This window comes from Synechococcus sp. L2F (assembly GCF_024345695.1).
Taxonomy (GTDB): domain Bacteria; phylum Cyanobacteriota; class Cyanobacteriia; order PCC-6307; family Cyanobiaceae; genus MW101C3.
This window is the reverse complement of the sequence record NZ_JAGQBP010000004.1, coordinates 95,324-111,116: the sequence shown is the minus strand read 5'-3', so window position 1 is coordinate 111,116 and position 15,793 is coordinate 95,324. Positions and strand designations below refer to the sequence as shown.

The window sequence follows — 15,793 nt, the reverse complement described above, 5'->3', positions numbered from 1 at the left end:
CGGCCGCCGATCACCGCCTACCTGTGATTGCAACGCTTAGGAGGCTGCTGGCCAACGTTTTGGGCCTTCCATCGCAGCCCCGTGAGGCTCAACAGGGCTCAACAGAGAGACAATTCCTGCCCTCTCTCGCCTAGCGGTAGACATTTCAGGGCGCAGTCAGCCACCGATTCAAGCTTTTCAGGCACCTGGTCAGTCGTGATCGCTGCGGGCCATCCGGACAGAGACGTAGTCACCGTCCGCTCCAGCCTTCAGGCGGAAGACGCCAAGGCGAGTCATTGCCTTGGGGGCGACATCTTGCAGCAAGGACGCGAGGCTCTGACCAGGGCTGGAGGCGGGCCCTGGAGCCGGCAGGGGGAAGCCGAAAAAGCGATGCAGCTGCTCCACCGTGGTGGCAGCGTTGAAGCTGAGCGAGAGATCCGCGGGCAGTGAGGGTGGCTCCGGCTGAGGATCGAACAGCCGATCGATCAGGGGTTGCAGCCGGGTGCGCAACGCCACGAACACGTGATCGCCTGGCTCCAGGGGCGTGGAGCCCCGGGGCATCACCACCTGCTTGCCCCGCAGGATCAACGTGACCAGGACACCATCGGGCAGGGCCAGATCACGCAGGTGCTGGCCGGCCACCTGGGCGCCTGGCTTCACGGTGTAATCCACGATCTCGCCATCGACATGGCGCAAGGCGTGGATCTCCACCGACAGGGCCGGTGCCGGATCCGCCGGGCGGCCGATGCGCAGCCAGCGCGCCACCAACGGCAACGACCAGCCCTGGGTGATCGCCGAGATCAGCACCACAAAAAACACCGCATTGAAGATCAGCTGGCTCTGGGGAACTCCGGCCAGCAGCGGAAAGGTGGCCAGGGTGATCGGCACCGCCCCCTTCAGGCCCACCCAGGAAAGAAAGGTGAGCTCGCGCCGTCGAAAACGGAACGGCAGCAGGGACACCACCACCGCCACGGGTCGCGCCAACAGGATCAGCACCAGGGCGATCAGCAGCCCCTCGCCGGCAACGGCCAGCAGCCGACTGGGAAAGCTGAGCAGGCCGAGCATCACGAACAGCACGATCTGGCCCAGCCAGGCCAGCGCATCGTGAAAGGAGAAGATGCCGCGCCGGAACACGATCGAACTGTTGCCGAGCACGATGCCGGCGACGTACACCGCCAGAAAGCCGCTACCCCCCAGCACCGCCGCCAACCCGAAGGCCACCAGCCCAAAGGCCAGTGCCAGCAGCGGATAGAGGCCCGGGTAATGGAGATGGATCCGGTTCACCGCCCAGGCCGCCAGCCGGCCCACGGCGATGCCCACCAGGCTGCCCACGCCGAACTGGCTGAAAAACAACCCCACCAGACCCTGGAAGGAATCGCTGCTGCCGGTGATCAGGCTGATCAGCCCAACGGTGAGGAAGATGGCCATCGGGTCGTTCGACCCGCTTTCCACTTCAAGGGTGTCGGTGAGGCGCTCTGGCAACTTCAGCCCGCTGGTGCGCAGCACCGAAAACACCGCCGCCGCATCCGTGGAGCCGACGATGCTTCCCAGCAGCAGCCCCTGCAGCAATGGCAGTTGCAGCACCCAGGCGGCTGTCAGGCCCGTGAGCAGCGAGGTGATCAGCACCCCCACGGTGGAGAGCGCCAACGCCGGGCGCCAGACGGATCGCACCGCGCTCAGGGACGTGCGCAGGCCGCCGTCGAACAGGATCAAAGCCAGCGCCGCGCTGCCGGCGTTGCTGGCCAGGGCGTAGTCCTCGAAGGGGATGCGCCCGAGGCCCTCCGAACCCGCCAGCATGCCAACGCCGAGAAACAGCACCAGCACCGGCACACCGAGGCGGGCGGAGAATTTGCTGGAGCCAATGCCCACCAGCAGCAGCACGCCCACCAGCAGCATGGAGACGTTGATCACGCGCTGATCTCCTGCAACTGCGGCATGGGTCGCTGACGGTCCAGATGCATGGCCGAGCCCTGGGCGAGGTGATGGAGGAGGGGATGGGGGGATGGACGGACCTGTCCCTCGTGTTTACCCACCAGCTTGCTCAAACCCCAGCTGGGCGAGCCACTGCCAGGGGAACCCTCCAGGCTGATGAGGCACCTGCGCTCCCCCACACCTTCGTCACCACACCTTCGTCAATGGAGAGCACCTCAATACAGACCGCTGAGCGGCTGCCGCCGATCTCAGGCCCTCGTCCAACCCGGGTCCAGCCCAGGTCCAGCGCCGCCTTACGCAACCACAACCGCATGGACGAGCTGCTCAGGCGTGAGCCGGCAGGCTTCTCGGCAGCACTGCCCGGTTCCCTCTGCAAGGGTCTGGAGCGGCACGGCATCGACGAGGCGCTGACCCATCAGGCGCTGCAGGCTGATTGGGGAGCTACCAGCGATCGGTGTGCGGTCTTGGCAGGAGTAGTGGCGCCCCGCCCTGGTGGTCTCACCCCTGTTGGCTGCTGTCCGAATTGGTGGGTGTCGTCAGCCCCCGGCTGCAATGGGTTCCGATCGTTGGCTTTCGACCGCTCGAAAGGAGGACGATCTGGTCACCCACCCGTGGATTCTGCGCACAAAAAAATGGTGCTGAGATGGGGAGCAGATGTGCGCCCATTTCTGCAACAAGGGTGTCTGGCGGTGATCCAGAAAGTGAATGGAGCCAAGCGGATTCGAACCGCTGACCCCCTGCATGCCATGCAGGTGCTCTACCAGCTGAGCTATGGCCCCATTGGGCTCACGCCGATGCTCGAAAGCCCCGCCGTTTTGCCTCGAAAAGCTTACACCGCAGGCTGACTGGCCCCCGGCAGCGGCCTCACACCTGGCGCCAGACGGCCACCAGCCGGCCCTGCACCGTGACCTGATCGGCGTCCAGCACGATCGGGTCATAGGCAGGGTTGGCGGCCTCCAGCCGCACCTGGTGCCCCACCCGCTGAAAGTGCTTGAGGGTAGTGCCGCTGCCTGGCACAAGCGCCGCCACGATCGTGCCCGGCTTCAGCCGGGCCGGGTCGGCCACCGGCTCCATCAGCACCACATCGCCGTGGTCGATGTGGGCGTCCACCATGCTGTCGCCGTTCACGGTGAGGGCGAACAGGCCGCGGGTGTCGAGCACGGGCTGCAGGTCGAGCCGCTCCTCGTTGTCGTGGAAGGGCTCCACCAGCCCGCCCGCCGCCACCGATCCCAGCACCGGAATCCCCGGACGCTGGCCGCCCAGCAGCTGCAGGGTGCGTGCCTGGCCCTCCTGCCAGGTGATCCAGCCTTTCTGCTGCAGGTGCCGCAGGCGGCTCTGGATCGGCGCCGGGGAGCGCAGCCCCATGGCCTCCATCATCTGGCGGATCGAGGGGCTGTGGCGGTGTTCACCGATGTAGCCGGCGAGCCAGTCGAACAGTTCCTGCTGGGCGCTGGTGAGCTCGCCCTGGGGGCCGTTCTCGCCGCCGGAGCCGGCAGGGGCCAGCGGCAGCGGGGCGCCGAACGGGGCGCGCGAGGGGTTGGAGCGCGATGGTGCAGATCGCGATGGGCCAGAACGGGACGGGGCAGAGCGGGGCACCATGGGCAAGGTCACAGTTGCCGGTCAGTACATTTGTGCCATCGATCGGCGCACTTGTCCAGTCCCTGGCCTGGTTTTGACTGCGGTTCGCCGGCCCGGTTCAGCCCGCCACGCCCCCCAGGAGAGCCGCCAGCAGGGCCTGCTGCACGTGCAGGCGGTTCTCCGCCTGGTCGAACACGCGGCTGGCGCTGCCTTCGATCACACCGGCGCTGATCTCCTCGCCCCGGTGGGCCGGCAGGCAGTGGAGCACGATCGCGCGCGGATCGGCTTCCGCCAGCAGGTTTTCATCAAGGCAGAAGCCGGCGAAGGCCTGCTCGCGCTGGCGCTGCTCCTGCTCCTGCCCCATCGAGGCCCACACATCGGTGTAGAGGCCATGGGCGCCGCGTACCACCGCCACCGGATCGTGGCTCACCTCAATGCTGCTGCGGCTGCCCGCCAGCTGGCGGGCGTGGTCGAGCACCTGCGCCGACGGCTCAAAGCCCGGCGGGCAGCCGATCCTCACATTCACCCCCAGTAAGGCGCCGCAGAGCAACAGCGAGTGAGCCACATTGTTGCCATCGCCCACGTAGGCCAATGTGAGGCCGGCAAGGCCATCCGCCGCCGCACGGCTGCTGGAGCCACTGCCGCAGAAGGCCTCCTGCAGGGTCAGGTAGTCGGCGAGGGCCTGGCAGGGGTGCTCCAGATCGGTGAGGGCATTGATCACCGGAATCGAGGCCCAGTGCGCGTACTCCTCCAGCTCGCTCTGGGCAAAGGTGCGGATGGCCAGGACGTCCACGTAGCGGCTCAGCACTCGGGCGGTGTCGGCGATCGGTTCGCCGCGCCCCACCTGGGTGACGGCCGGGTTGAGGTCGAGGGTCTGGCCGCCGAGGCGGGCCATCGCCACTGAAAAACTCACCCGCGTGCGGGTGGAGGCCTTCTGGAAGATCAGCCCCAGCACTTTGCCGCCGAGATCGATGCGTTGCTCACCGCGCTTGAGCGCCGCCGCCAGCCGCAGCAGCTCCAGCGTCTGGTCCCCGTTGAGATCGGCTGAGGAGAGCAGGTCGCGGCCTTGGAGCGGGTTCAGGGCGGCGAAGGAGAACGCCATCGGCCCACGGCAAACAACACTTATGCGAGATCAACCCCCCTGACGTCAAGGGGGGAGATCCCGCTGGTGGTGGACGCGCCGGTGCTGGTGCGGCTACTGGCCGGGCTCAGGCGGGAACCGGCACCGGCTCGGCGAAGGCGGCGTCCTCAGGCATCACGCTGGAGGAGAGCAGCTGCTTGAGCTCGTCGCCTTCGATCACCTCTTTCTCGAGGATCTTGGCGGCGATGTCCTCCAGCAGGCCGCGGTTCCCCTTGAGGATCGCCAGCGCCCGTTCATGGGCCCGGTCCACCAGGCTGCGCACCTCGCGGTCGATCGCCACCGCCGTGGAATCGCTCACCACCCTGCGGGGGTTGCTGCCGTTGCCGAGGAAGCGGTTGCCGCCCTGCTTGTCGTAGGCCAGGGGGCCGAGCGTGTCGCTCATGCCGTAGGTGCCCACCATCTGCTCGGCGATATCGGTAGCGCGCTGCAGGTCGTTGGCGGCGCCGGTGGTGATTTCACCGAACACCACCTCTTCGGCGGAACGACCGCCCAGCAGGGTGGCGATCTGGCCTTCGAGGTCTTCCTTGGAATTGAGGAAGCGCTCTTCCTGCGGCAGCTGCAGGGTGTAGCCGAGTGCCGACATGCCGCGCGGCACGATCGAGATCTTGGCCACCTTGGCGCCGCCGGGCATCAGGTGCCCCACGATCGCGTGGCCCACTTCGTGGTAGGCCACCACCCGCTTCTCGTCGTCCTGCAGGACGCGGCTGCGCTTCTCGAGGCCCGCCACCACCCGTTCGATCGCTTCGTTGAGGTCGCCCTGTTCCACCGAGGTGCGCTTGACCCGTGCCGCCAGCAGGGCCGCTTCATTCACCAGGTTGGCCAGGTCGGCACCGGCGAAGCCGCTGGTGGCCTGGGCGATCTTGTCGAGATCGACGCCAGGGGCGAGTTTCACCTTGTCGGCGTAGATCTCCAGGATCGTCTTGCGGCCGGAGAGGTCGGGGCGGTCGACCAGCACCTGGCGGTCGAAGCGGCCAGGACGCAGCAGGGCGGCATCGAGGGTTTCCGGCTGGTTGGTGGCTCCCACCACGATCACCGGCTTGTCCTTGGAGGTGAAGCCATCCATTTCGGTGAGCAACTGGTTGAGGGTCTGCTCCCGTTCGTCGTTGCCGCCCACCACGCCCATCGAGCCGCCCCGGCTCTTGCCGATGGCATCGAGTTCGTCGATGAAGATGATGCAGGGCGCCTTCTGTTTGGCCTGCTCGAACAGATCACGCACGCGGGCGGCACCGGCACCCACGAACAGCTCCACGAATTCCGAGCCGGAGATGATGAAGAACGGCACGCCGGATTCACCCGCCACTGCCTTGGCCAGGAGGGTTTTGCCGGTGCCCGGAGGGCCCACCAGCAGCACGCCTTTGGGGATGCGGGCGCCGATCTCCACATAGCGCTCAGGGGTCTTGAGGAAGTCGACGATCTCGGAGAGCTCGGCCTTGGCTTCATCCACGCCGGCCACATCCGCGAAGGTGACGCGGGATTCCTCATCAGGCACGTAAACGCGGGCCTTGGATTTTGTGAAGCTGAGCGCGCCCTGGGCACCGCCACCGCCCATCGAACGGCGGGCGAAGAACTGCAGCACCACGATGAAGATCAATGGCGGCACCACCCAGCTCAACAGGGTGGTGAAGAAGCTGGGGCGCTTCGGTGGCGCAGCGGCGAATTCCACCCCTTTCTGCTCCAGGCGCTGGGGCAGGTCCATGTCGAAGATCGGCGTGGTGGCCAGCACCGACGGTGATCCCTCAGGGGCGTTGCTCAGCTCGTAGCGGATCTGATCCTGGGTGATGAAGGCACGTTTGACATTGCCGTCATTGACCTGGTCGATGAACAGGGAATAGGGGACGCGCGGCACCTGGGTGGCCGGGTTCGGCAGGAAGTTGCTGAACAGCAGCAACACGCCGAAGCCGATCAGCACCAGATTGATGATGCTGAAACGGCGGTTCGGCTTGTTCTCGTCCTGACGGAGGGCCATCGCCTGAAGATGCAGTGGAGCCAAGCTAAGCGGCCCTCCTGAGGCAGCGGCCCCTGCACCGGGGGGTGACAACCGAACGTGACCTGACCCGCCTGAACGTGTAACGCCATGTGTGGCCGCTACTCCCTCACCAGCGATCTCGACCGCCTGCTGCCGCGGCTCGGCGGTCGCCTGCCGGCGGATCTGGCGGCCCATCACGCCGCCCGGCCCGAGGTGCGCCCGGGCGAGCCGGTGCTGGCCCTGCGCCAGGAGCACGGCGTGATCGGCGCCGCCCTGCTGCTCTGGGGCCTGCTGCCGGAATGGGCCAAGGACCCGCTCGGGGCACCGCGGCCGATCAACGCCCGCGCCGAGACGGTGGCGGAGAAAGCCTCCTTCCGTGGCGCCTGGCGCCACCGCCGCTGCCTGTTGCCCGCCGACGCGTTCTACGAATGGAGCGGCCCGAAGGGACGGCGCCGGCCCTGGCGGATCCACCGCCGCGATCAGCAGCTGTTCTGGCTGGCGGGAGTGTGGGACCGCTGGATCGGCCCTGACGGCAGCGAGGTGGAGAGCTGCTGCGTGCTCACCACCTCCCCCAATGCGCTGATGGCGCCGATCCACGGCCGCATGCCGGTGATCCTTCCCGACGGCCTGGAGGAAGCGTGGCTGGCGCCCAGCGATGGCGCGGGGCTGCGGGCCCTGGAGCCGCTGCTGCGCGGCTGGGAGCCGGAGGCCTGGCAGGCGGATCCGCTCGGGACTGACACCACGGACACCAGGGAGACCGGCAGAGCGGCAGCGCAGCTGGATCTGTTCGGCTGAGCGCTGGCCGGGGCTGCTGCTGCTGGTTTCGGTGCTGCCGTCGACACAATGGGTGGCCCGCTGCGGTCGCGCCCTTGTTCGCTCCGGCCTTCCGGCATGACCCCAGCGCGCTGCTGCGCCTGGAACGTCGCCTGCGCTTCTACCCCGCCCTGCTGCTGCTCACCGTGCTGGTGATGGCGAGCTTCGCCCTGCCGATGGAATGGCGCCCGCTCGGCGCCCTCGGCTACGGGCTCACCCTGCTGCTGCTCGTGGTCGCCATGGGCGGACCGATCCGGCTCGCGGGACGGCCCTGTCTCGGCAATCTCCTTTACCGCCTGCTGGGCCTCTCGGTCCTGATGGTGCAGGGGCTGTGGTCGTTTGCCCCCGCCGGCGCGCAGCGCAGCGGGCTGCCGCTGCTGGTGATGGTCACGGTATTCATCACCTGGAGCGTGCTGCGGCTGCTGGCGCTGCTGGCACTGGAGCCCACGGTGGAGCGGCGGGTGCTGATGGGTGCCGTGGCCGGCTATCTGCTGCTCGGCCTCACCGCCGGGCTGTTGATGACGATCCTCGAGACGATCGTGCCCGGCAGTTTCACGGCGCTGGATGCCTCGACGCAGCTGCTCGGGCCGATCACCTCGGCCGAGATGCAGAAGCTCATCTGGCAGCTCGATTTCGTGCGGCTCAACTATTTCGCCTTCGTCTGCCTCACCACCGTGGGCTTCGGGGACATCGCCCCCCAGACCCCGCAGGCGCAGATGCTCACGATCAGCTTCTGCGTGATCGGCCCCACCTACATGGCCCTGGTGCTGGGCTTGCTGATCAACCGCTCCAATTCCGCCGAGGCGCAGGAGGTGGCGGAAGCGCTCAGGCAGCTCAAGGCCGGTCGTCCGCCATCGCCCTGAGGGTTGACGCTGGCCGCTCGCCAGTTGGCCCTTCGCCGGACGCCCTTCTGCCGGACGCCCACCAGCAGGTTGACCGCCCGCCATCGCACCGAAGGTTCCCGGTTGGCCGGTTGCCGGAGGCCCGAGTGCCTCGTTCGACTGAGTTCTTTTGGCAGCGATCCGTTAGGACAGAGCCGATCCGCCCGGACACCGTGAGCCTCGCCCAACTCGATGCCTTCCTGGCTCACGCCCGCCGCACTCCGGCTCTGCAGGCGCGCCTGGCTGAACCGCTGGAGCTGGAGGCGTTCCTCGCCCTGGCTTCCCAGGAGGGCTACACGGTGGAGGAGCGCGACGTGCTCGCCGCGCGCGAACGGGATGAGTCGCAGTGCAGCGCCGCCGAGCTGCAGCAGCGGGCTGGCGCCGATGCCCGCCGCCTGCGCAGCTTCATCCCTGGCTGAGCGGCAGGCCTTCAAGCAGAGCTGCCGGCGCAGGGCACCCACGCAGTTCGCGGCTGCGCCGGGTTGGGGCGGCTAAGCGGCTCAACGAACGGTCAGCGGACCTGAGTGGCGGGTGGCCACTCCTGGGGGCGATCGGCGCTCACCTGGGCCAGGTAGGCGCTCACCAGCAGCAGGCCGAGCGGCAGCGTCCAGCGCCATGACCGCAGCCGGGAGAGCCCGCCCAGGCGTGGCAGACCGGAGCGGGGAGTACCGCCGCGACTGGCGTTCGGGCCCAGCGGCAGGCTGCAGTTACCGCACACCATGCGTCCGGCCAGGCTGCGGTCCCTTCGCACACTCCAACTGCCGCAGCGGGGGCAGGACATCAGAACAAGCGCAGAGTCGAAGGGGAAAGGGCAATGCGAAGGACAGGCCCTAAAGCCTCGGTCCTGGTGCGGGCTCCCGGTAGATCGCCCCAGCCGCCAGTATGCCGCCTGCGAATCCGGACGCATGGCCGATCCAGCTCACTCCCGGTGGGGAGAAGAAGGGAATCAGGCTGGGCAGCAGGCCGCCGTAGCTCACCAGGCTGAACAGCGACAGGGCCAACACCAGCGGGCGCTTCTCCAGAAAACCGATCACCAGCAGATAGCCCAGCAGGCCGAACACCACCCCCGAAAGGCCATGGCTGCCATTGGGCCAGAGCAGCCATACCGGAATGGCGGTGGCGTACACCCCGAGCCACACCGCCAGGTAGTCGCGCCAGCTCTTCAGCAGCACCAGCCAGGACAGCGGCAGGAACCAGAGGGTGTTGCCGATCAGGTGGCCGAAGCCGCCGTGGCTGAACGGCGCCGTGAGCACGCCCATAAACGAGCCACCGGGCTGCATCGGCAGGTTCCACTGGCCGCCGAAGAAGATCTGGTCGATCAGCTCCTGGCCCCAGGGCACCGCCACCACCAACAGCGGCAGCCAGAAGGTCTGCTGCAGTTTGACCATCACACCGGAGCCGTTCGCCATCAGCGGCAGCCGCGGGAGAAACGGCGGGCGAAGGCATGAGCGGAGAGATGGCCTGGGGCCGGCTGCAGCCCCGGCAGGATTGGAAGCGGCATCGTTAGCCAACGCTCCTTGGCGCGTCCGACGCTATCGGGTAAGGGGCGCCTGGGGCGGGCCGGCTGCCTGAGAGCCCCCAGCCCGTTCGCTGGCTGGCTGGGCGGGCTTCCCAGGCCTGACCACCGTTGCCATTGTTTTTCTCGAAGTTGGGAGTTTCCCCGGAACGTCATGGCCGCTCCTGCTTCCTCCAACAACCCCTCGCTCAAGGATCCGCTGGCTCCATCCCCATCTCCACCTTTGTCCCCGCTCACGCCCCCTCCAATGGGCGCCGAGCCCCAGCAGCGTCAGGGGTCGATTCGGTTTCCGCTCGCCTGGATGGGCTCGCTGGTGGTGGTGGACGGCAGCTTCCTGCTGGCTGCCGCCGCCATTCACCAGCCAGGCTGGGCCAGTGCCGTGCTGGTGATCGCGGCGGTGATCAACGTGCCGCTCTTCCTTGGCGCGCTGCTGCTGCTGCGGGGGAAGTTCTGAGCCATCACACTGACGGCAGCACAGCCAGGACCATGGAGCGCGTCGCTGACTATCCCCGTCCCCCCGCCCTCGTGGCGAGCACAGCCCATGTGGAAGTGGAGGCCCTGGGCAGGCGGCTCGCCGACAGCCACCGCTCCCTGCTGGTGAAGGAAACCTTCCATCCCCCCACGGTCTACCTACCACCGGAGGCCGTGCAGCTGGAGCTGCTTGAGGCTGTGCCGGGCCGCAGCTTCTGCGAGTGGAAGGGGCTGGCCACCTACGTGGATGTGGTGCTGGACGAGCGGCGCCTGCGCCGTGCGGGCTGGACCTACACAGACCCCACGCCGGCGTTCCGTGAGCTGGCCGGCTGGTTCAGCTTCTATCCGGCCCTGATGGACGCCTGTTTCCTTGATGGTGAGCGTGTGACGCCGCAACCCGGAGGCTTCTACGGTGGCTGGATCACCTCGCGGGTGTGCGGCCCGTTCAAGGGAGATCCACAGCATCCGGAGCTGATCTGAGTGGATCTCATCAGAGTGGATCTCATCAGAGTTGATCTGATCGGAGTGGATCTGATCTGCCCGGACCCCCCCCACTAGCAGCCGATCCGATCCGCAGCATCGTGGAATTCCCTGGAGGGTGTACGGTGAAGTGTCGGCCGAAGCTCCGCGAGGGGCCGATTCAATCAACGGTTTGTTTCAGCGGCTTCCTCCAAGCTGGCTCAACCCACCTGTTTCATCGCCTGGCTGCATCGCTTCAGCGCCAGGCAAGAGCTGGATGGCTTTCCGGGATTCCGGTCTTCCTCTGCTCGTGGTCAATCCGGCTCCGGCCTTCCTCCCTTGATGGCCCTTTCTCACGCAGCGCGTGAGGCGGCTTGTTCGGTGACTGGATCCAACGGCGCCTCGTGGCCGGATCCAGTGTTTCTGCGTCAAGCCCGGGCTTTCTGGGTCCGTGCCGTGCTTGCTCCTTGCTCCTGGGCGTTTCCATGCCCCGCTTTTTCACTTCATCCAACGTTCTTGACCCGTTTTTTCATGCCCACTGTTTCCATGACCATCACCACCACCTTGCCCACCACCACCAGCCCGGCGACGCGTACCACCCGATCGGCCCGCCGCCAGGTGCTGCCGGCCCCGGCCGCCACCAGCGCCCTGTTCTGCTGCATTGATCGCGCCAGCCACTTCGCCGGCCTGGCTTCCATGGCCTCGAAAGCGCGTCGCAGCAAGGAGCGCGCCCACCAGCCACTCAGCTGGGCTGAGCTGCTCGGCGAGCGCTGAGCACCGAGCAGATCCTCCGAAACGGGCGCCGTTATCGGCGTCCAGAGGCATCAAGGAGCCACACCCTGGTGCCTAGATCAATCAACGCGAATGGCGCCCAAGCAATGACGTCAGCCTGAGAGCGTCGGGTTGCTGAACCAATCAATGTCTGAAGCCCGGCCCGGGGGTTGAGGCCGACGCCGTCATTCGGGCTGACACCCTGCCCCTGAGGGAGGTGCCCCCTCAGGCCCGCGCCTCAACCACGGGAGCCTGTGGCCCGGCGGCGCCGGCCAACGCTTCCGCAAGGGCGGCCGCCACCGACTGCAGGCGATCGCGGTTGCGATCCCACAGGACGAACTTGAAGCAATCCGGTATGTCGCGGATGTGCAGAACCTGGGCGTGTTTCAGGAGCTCTGCGTTGCGTTCGTGGCAGGCCCGCAGGCGGTAGTTCGGGATCGTTTCGCAGAGGTGATGGATGTTGTGGAAGCCGATGTCGGCGGTGAACCAGTTCAGGATCGGCGGCAACAACAAAAGGCTCGTGCCATCGAGAGCACCGGTTAAGCCACTCCAGCCCTCGGTGCGATGGGCATAGGAGGTTTCAAAGTTGTGCTGCACGAAGAAGATGCAGATGAACAGCGCCGCCGAGCAAGCCATCACGATCGAATACACACTCCAGAAACGTCCGGCCCCCAGCCAATGGGAGAGCAGCACCCAGCCGCTGATCACGCAGATGTTGTTCAGAAGCAGATCAACAAACTGGGAAGTGGAATACCAGTGCTTTGAGGTGTGGGTGCTGAGCAGTTTGTTGAAGGGCGTGCGTGGGTTCTGGCGCCAGGTGCGCGCCGCATGGCGCAGCGCATCCACACTGCCAAGCAACAGGGCCACGCGGGGCTTGATCACCAGATAGAAGAAGCCACCGGGAAACAGCATCAGCGGGTGACGCAGAAACTGGTAAAAACGCTGCTGGCCGGCTGAGAGGTTGAGGAATTCGTCTACCGAAATCAGCGCCGATGGGCCTCGGTAGAGCTCCCAGTTGCCGTTGTGGCGGTGGTGATAGGCGTGCCCTTCCGACCAGGGATGCTGCGGAATGGCATTGATCACACCCAGCAGGAAGCCCGCGCCCCGGTTCATCCAGGCGGTGCGGAACAGCGAGCGGTGGCCGCAATCGTGCATCAGCGAAAAGCACCGCCCGGAGAACAGCACCATCACCACCAGCAACGGGGCGCACAGCCAAGGGTGACCGGCTGCCAGCAGCCGCATCACCAACGCCCACAGCAACAGGTAGGGCACCACGGTGTTGACCAGCTGCCAGGCAGCGATGCGGTCGTCGCTGCGGCAATAGGGGGTGAGGATGAAATCGGAGCGGCGCACGCGGCGGGATGGCAGGGCCTGGCCTGCTTGCGGCTGGGCGGCAACTGAAGGCCTGCTCTGCGCAGCCGCAGCGCGTGACGTCGGGCCCGGCGAATTGGCGCCAGGTTGGGTGGAAGTGGTGACGGACGGGATCATCGTTGGGGGGCGGCTGCCGCCGAAGCCGTGAGTGGACGGAGAAGGGGGCTGCAGGTCAGCAGCAATTGAAGGCTCAGGCGCGGGCCTCGGAATCACGATGATTCCCCGATGGTAGGCAGGCCTGCTGCGGAACGAAGCCACCGGCGATGACCCAGCCACCAGCCTTGGCCAAGGCCCCTGTCCCGGACCAGGCGCCGGCCGCACCATGGCGCAGGCCGTTCAGTGCCTCCGCTCGCGCGGCCAGCGCCATGCTTGCCAGCATGGGCGGTCTTACCAGCGCCCCATGCCCCGATCGCCGCGCCAGATCCTTCTCGATGCCAGCGCCGGGCTGTGGGAGGGCACCTTCATCCGGCTGGATGGGGCCGGGATCGAAGCTGAGCGCTTTCCCACCGGACTGGAGGTGCGGGAGGTGGACGGCAACGTGGAGGCCGCCCTCACCTACCGCCACACCGGCCGGGTTGCCACGATGCGGTTTCAGGAGCCTCCCGCCGAGATGGAGATCTCCCCGCAGGGGCACTGGAGCCTCGGCCCCGACAAGGTGGGCCCCTGGAGCTGTCTCACCGAGCTCTGCCTCGTGCACGGCGAGCGGCGCCGGCGGGTGGTGGTGCGGCACGGCGCCGAGCGCCTCGAAGCCGTGGTGCTGGTGGTGGAAGCCCGCCCCGGCCTCCAGGAGGCGGCGCCGGCAGCGCCCCATCGGGTGCGTCGCCAGCCCGCCGGCGGCAGCCGGGAGCTTTGGCAGCTGGAGGCGAACCTGCAGCTGGAAACCACCAACCCGCGCCTGCCGGGTGAACCGCTGATCACGGAACTGCGCTGGACGCCGGAGCCAGGGCTGGTCCACCACCTGCAGCGGGCCTACGGACCCCACGGGCTGCCGCTGCCGCAGCTGGCCGCGTTGGCTTGAGCGTTCAGGCCACGCTGACGCCTTTCCAGAAGGCCACCCGTCCGGCGATCTCCTCCGCGGCTGGCTTGGGCGACGGGTAGAACCAGGCGGCATTGACGTTCACCTGGTCTCCCACCACCACGTCGTAGTAGTGGGCTTCCCCCTTCCAGCCACAGACGCTGCGGTGCGTGGAGGGGCGGAAGCATTCCGGCCGCAGGGCCTGCGGCGGGAAGTAGGCATTGCCTTCGAGCTTGACGATGTCGTCACTGGAGGCGATCACGCAGTCGTTCCAGCGGGCTTCCATGGAAAAGGCACAGGGGCCCTCCATTTTCGGGCCTTTCGCAGAGGGTTGTCGCGCCGGGCCAGGCTGCCGCTGATGTGGCCACCTCAGCGTGTGCCGGGGTGTGGCTCCCGCCGCAGCGCCTGCGCGCCCTGCATCAACCGCTCGGCTGTGGCCTGGTAGAGGCGACTGGCTTCGGCGGCGTCATGGCCGATGCAAGTCATGCCAAGCTTGCCGTACTGGGACAGGCAACCCAGCAGGTGAAACAGGCTGCCGCGCAGCTCCGCGGGATCGAAGTGCAGCCCCGCCACGGCCACGATGTCGATCAGGTCGATCGGCAACAGACCGCGCAGGCGGGCATCGCAAAGGTTGTCGGTGGCCACATAGCAGAGCTCCTGGCCCGTGGGCGAATGGAACACGCCACTGACCGGATCGATCCGGCCATTGGTGGCGTAGCGCAGGGCCATGAACGGATGGGTGGTGCCCCCTTTGCGCAGGTTCACCTCGATCGCCTGCACATCCCACTGCTCAGCGAAGCGGCGGGCGATGAAATCCACCGCGAAGCGCTCCAGCGCGCCCTCCTGCGCCAGCGCTTCCCCCACCGCCCGCCCATGGCGCAGCAGCGCCTCCCGGTAGGCGGCGTCGGCGGGGAAGCGGCAGCCCTGATACGTCTGCCCGTTCGGACCGCCGAGGATCTGCTCGTGGGTGGAGAGCATCTCCACCTGCCCGCCCGGGTGGATCGTGCCCTGCACGCTGGGTGAGCTGAGCGCCTCTCCCCCCTGCAGCCAGGCCTCCACCAGGGCCCCCTGCTCCACCAGCAACTGCTGCCACTGGGGCGGCGGCATCGGCAGCACCTCCAGCACCTGACGCAGCAGCCGGCGCCGTTCGCCGCCACTGCGTTCCGCCAGCTGCAGCGGCCCCAGCTCCAGCGGGGCGTTGCCTTCGCCACTGAAGCCTTCGTTCAGCTTCACCACCACCCGCTCCAGATCCGGATGGGCCTCCCACAGGGCAGCGGTGGCCTCGCTGAGAGCGTCGAGATCGTGCACCAGCGCGCTGCCGGCCGGATGGGGCACCCCGCAGCGGCGGAACAGCTCGCGGCTGCCCGCCTTGCTGCCCCAGCGCCCCAGACCGGGATCGGTGCCCAGCAGCGGTACCTGCAGCCGCACCGAGAGTTCCTTCTCCAGTGGCGTCACGTTGAAGCAGGTCATGAAGCTGCGGCCGGGACGCAGCCGCTCGCGGATGCGCTGCAGCAGGGCGGGCCGCTCCAGCAGTTTCTGGGTGAGGGGCCGCGGCGAGGCGTCGTCGGTGTCGAACAGCTGCAACCGGCGCCGGGCGTGGGAGGCGGGCACCCCCGGCAGCAGCTCCAGCACCGCATCCACCACCAGATCGGGCAGCAGCTTGCTGGTGAGGTATACGGCCTGCACAGCCGGATGCCGCAGGCTGATCAGCGAGAACAGCTGCCGCTCCTCGTAGTGGTGAGCGCCGGCCACCAGGTCGATCTGGTTCTGATCCAGGCTCAACGACGGCACCACCAGCAGATCACAGCCCTCGGGATCGAAGCCATCGCTGGCGCCCACATCCAGTGCCCCCCAGGCGGGCCGCAGCTGCTGTTGGAGTTCCTCGAAGGTGAGCGGCATG

The 15,793-nt window shown here is 67.5% G+C and carries 16 protein-coding genes and 1 tRNA gene; 7 read left to right on the top strand and 10 right to left on the bottom strand.

Annotated elements, in window-relative coordinates; genetic code table 11:
- Positions 1–189 precede the first annotated feature (189 nt).
- The 5 genes from KBZ19_RS11640 to ftsH all read right to left on the bottom strand — a co-directional run bounded on the left by KBZ19_RS11640 (position 190) and on the right by ftsH (position 6,596).
- Positions 190–1,890, bottom strand: coding sequence for a potassium/proton antiporter (locus tag KBZ19_RS11640; protein WP_255101048.1), 1,701 nt, complete (start codon positions 1,888–1,890; stop codon positions 190–192).
- A gap of 727 nt (positions 1,891–2,617) precedes the next feature.
- Positions 2,618–2,690, bottom strand: a tRNA-Ala gene (locus KBZ19_RS11635).
- A gap of 85 nt (positions 2,691–2,775) precedes the next feature.
- Positions 2,776–3,420 carry a transcriptional repressor LexA gene (lexA, locus tag KBZ19_RS11630; protein ID WP_255101148.1) on the bottom strand — a complete coding sequence of 215 codons (645 nt, stop codon included), beginning with the start codon at positions 3,418–3,420 and terminating at the stop codon, positions 2,776–2,778.
- Positions 3,421–3,607: 187 nt separating this feature from the next.
- Positions 3,608–4,591: an ornithine carbamoyltransferase gene (gene argF / locus KBZ19_RS11625; RefSeq protein WP_255101047.1), complete on the bottom strand. Its 984-nt coding sequence runs from the start codon at positions 4,589–4,591 to the stop codon at positions 3,608–3,610.
- 106 nt (positions 4,592–4,697) lie between these two features.
- Positions 4,698–6,596 carry an ATP-dependent zinc metalloprotease FtsH gene (gene ftsH, locus KBZ19_RS11620; protein ID WP_094512639.1) on the bottom strand — a complete coding sequence of 633 codons (1,899 nt, stop codon included), beginning with the start codon at positions 6,594–6,596 and terminating at the stop codon, positions 4,698–4,700.
- A 108-nt stretch (positions 6,597–6,704) separates the two neighbouring features.
- On the opposite strand from ftsH, the gene KBZ19_RS11615 reads away from it, so the two are divergent.
- The 3 genes from KBZ19_RS11615 (at position 6,705) to KBZ19_RS11605 (ending at position 8,709) form a co-directional block, all read left to right on the top strand.
- The gene (locus tag KBZ19_RS11615; RefSeq protein ID WP_255101046.1) at positions 6,705–7,391 is read left to right on the top strand and encodes an SOS response-associated peptidase; all 687 of its coding nucleotides are present in this window, start codon (positions 6,705–6,707) and stop codon (positions 7,389–7,391) included.
- Positions 7,392–7,465: 74 nt separating this feature from the next.
- Positions 7,466–8,272 (top strand): potassium channel family protein, encoded by an 807-nt coding sequence (locus KBZ19_RS11610; protein ID WP_233132934.1) that lies wholly within the window; start codon positions 7,466–7,468, stop codon positions 8,270–8,272.
- A 191-nt stretch (positions 8,273–8,463) separates the two neighbouring features.
- Positions 8,464–8,709: a Nif11-like leader peptide family natural product precursor gene (locus KBZ19_RS11605; protein ID WP_255101045.1), complete on the top strand. Its 246-nt coding sequence runs from the start codon at positions 8,464–8,466 to the stop codon at positions 8,707–8,709.
- 92 nt (positions 8,710–8,801) lie between these two features.
- On the opposite strand, the gene KBZ19_RS11600 is transcribed toward KBZ19_RS11605, so the two are convergent.
- A complete protein-coding gene (locus KBZ19_RS11600) occupies positions 8,802–9,071 on the bottom strand; it encodes a hypothetical protein (protein WP_255101044.1) in 270 nt (89 codons plus the stop codon).
- Between the two features lie 49 nt (positions 9,072–9,120).
- Positions 9,121–9,699, bottom strand: coding sequence for a rhomboid family intramembrane serine protease (locus tag KBZ19_RS11595; protein ID WP_255101043.1), 579 nt, complete (start codon positions 9,697–9,699; stop codon positions 9,121–9,123).
- A gap of 261 nt (positions 9,700–9,960) precedes the next feature.
- Here KBZ19_RS11595 and KBZ19_RS11590 point away from each other — a divergent pair, with 261 nt between their 5' ends.
- The 3 genes from KBZ19_RS11590 (at position 9,961) to KBZ19_RS11580 (ending at position 11,510) form a co-directional block, all read left to right on the top strand.
- The gene (locus KBZ19_RS11590) at positions 9,961–10,260 is read left to right on the top strand and encodes a hypothetical protein (protein ID WP_144036994.1); all 300 of its coding nucleotides are present in this window, start codon (positions 9,961–9,963) and stop codon (positions 10,258–10,260) included.
- A 32-nt stretch (positions 10,261–10,292) separates the two neighbouring features.
- Positions 10,293–10,757 (top strand): DUF427 domain-containing protein, encoded by a 465-nt coding sequence (locus KBZ19_RS11585; protein WP_255101042.1) that lies wholly within the window; start codon positions 10,293–10,295, stop codon positions 10,755–10,757.
- A gap of 525 nt (positions 10,758–11,282) precedes the next feature.
- A complete protein-coding gene (locus tag KBZ19_RS11580) occupies positions 11,283–11,510 on the top strand; it encodes a hypothetical protein (RefSeq protein WP_255101041.1) in 228 nt (75 codons plus the stop codon).
- 222 nt (positions 11,511–11,732) lie between these two features.
- Here the strand turns inward: KBZ19_RS11580 and KBZ19_RS11575 are convergent, their stop codons facing one another.
- Positions 11,733–12,860: a fatty acid desaturase gene (locus tag KBZ19_RS11575; RefSeq protein ID WP_255101040.1), complete on the bottom strand. Its 1,128-nt coding sequence runs from the start codon at positions 12,858–12,860 to the stop codon at positions 11,733–11,735.
- A gap of 418 nt (positions 12,861–13,278) precedes the next feature.
- Here KBZ19_RS11575 and KBZ19_RS11570 point away from each other — a divergent pair, with 418 nt between their 5' ends.
- Positions 13,279–13,896: a DUF3598 family protein gene (locus KBZ19_RS11570; RefSeq protein ID WP_255101039.1), complete on the top strand. Its 618-nt coding sequence runs from the start codon at positions 13,279–13,281 to the stop codon at positions 13,894–13,896.
- Between the two features lie 4 nt (positions 13,897–13,900).
- On the opposite strand, the gene KBZ19_RS11565 is transcribed toward KBZ19_RS11570, so the two are convergent.
- Both KBZ19_RS11565 and KBZ19_RS11560 read right to left on the bottom strand, forming a co-directional pair.
- The gene (locus tag KBZ19_RS11565; RefSeq protein WP_094512630.1) at positions 13,901–14,179 is read right to left on the bottom strand and encodes a DUF427 domain-containing protein; all 279 of its coding nucleotides are present in this window, start codon (positions 14,177–14,179) and stop codon (positions 13,901–13,903) included.
- A gap of 83 nt (positions 14,180–14,262) precedes the next feature.
- Positions 14,263–15,792, bottom strand: a complete 1,530-nt coding sequence (locus KBZ19_RS11560; protein WP_255101147.1) for a peptide ligase PGM1-related protein — start codon at positions 15,790–15,792, stop codon at positions 14,263–14,265.
- Position 15,793 lies beyond the last annotated feature (1 nt).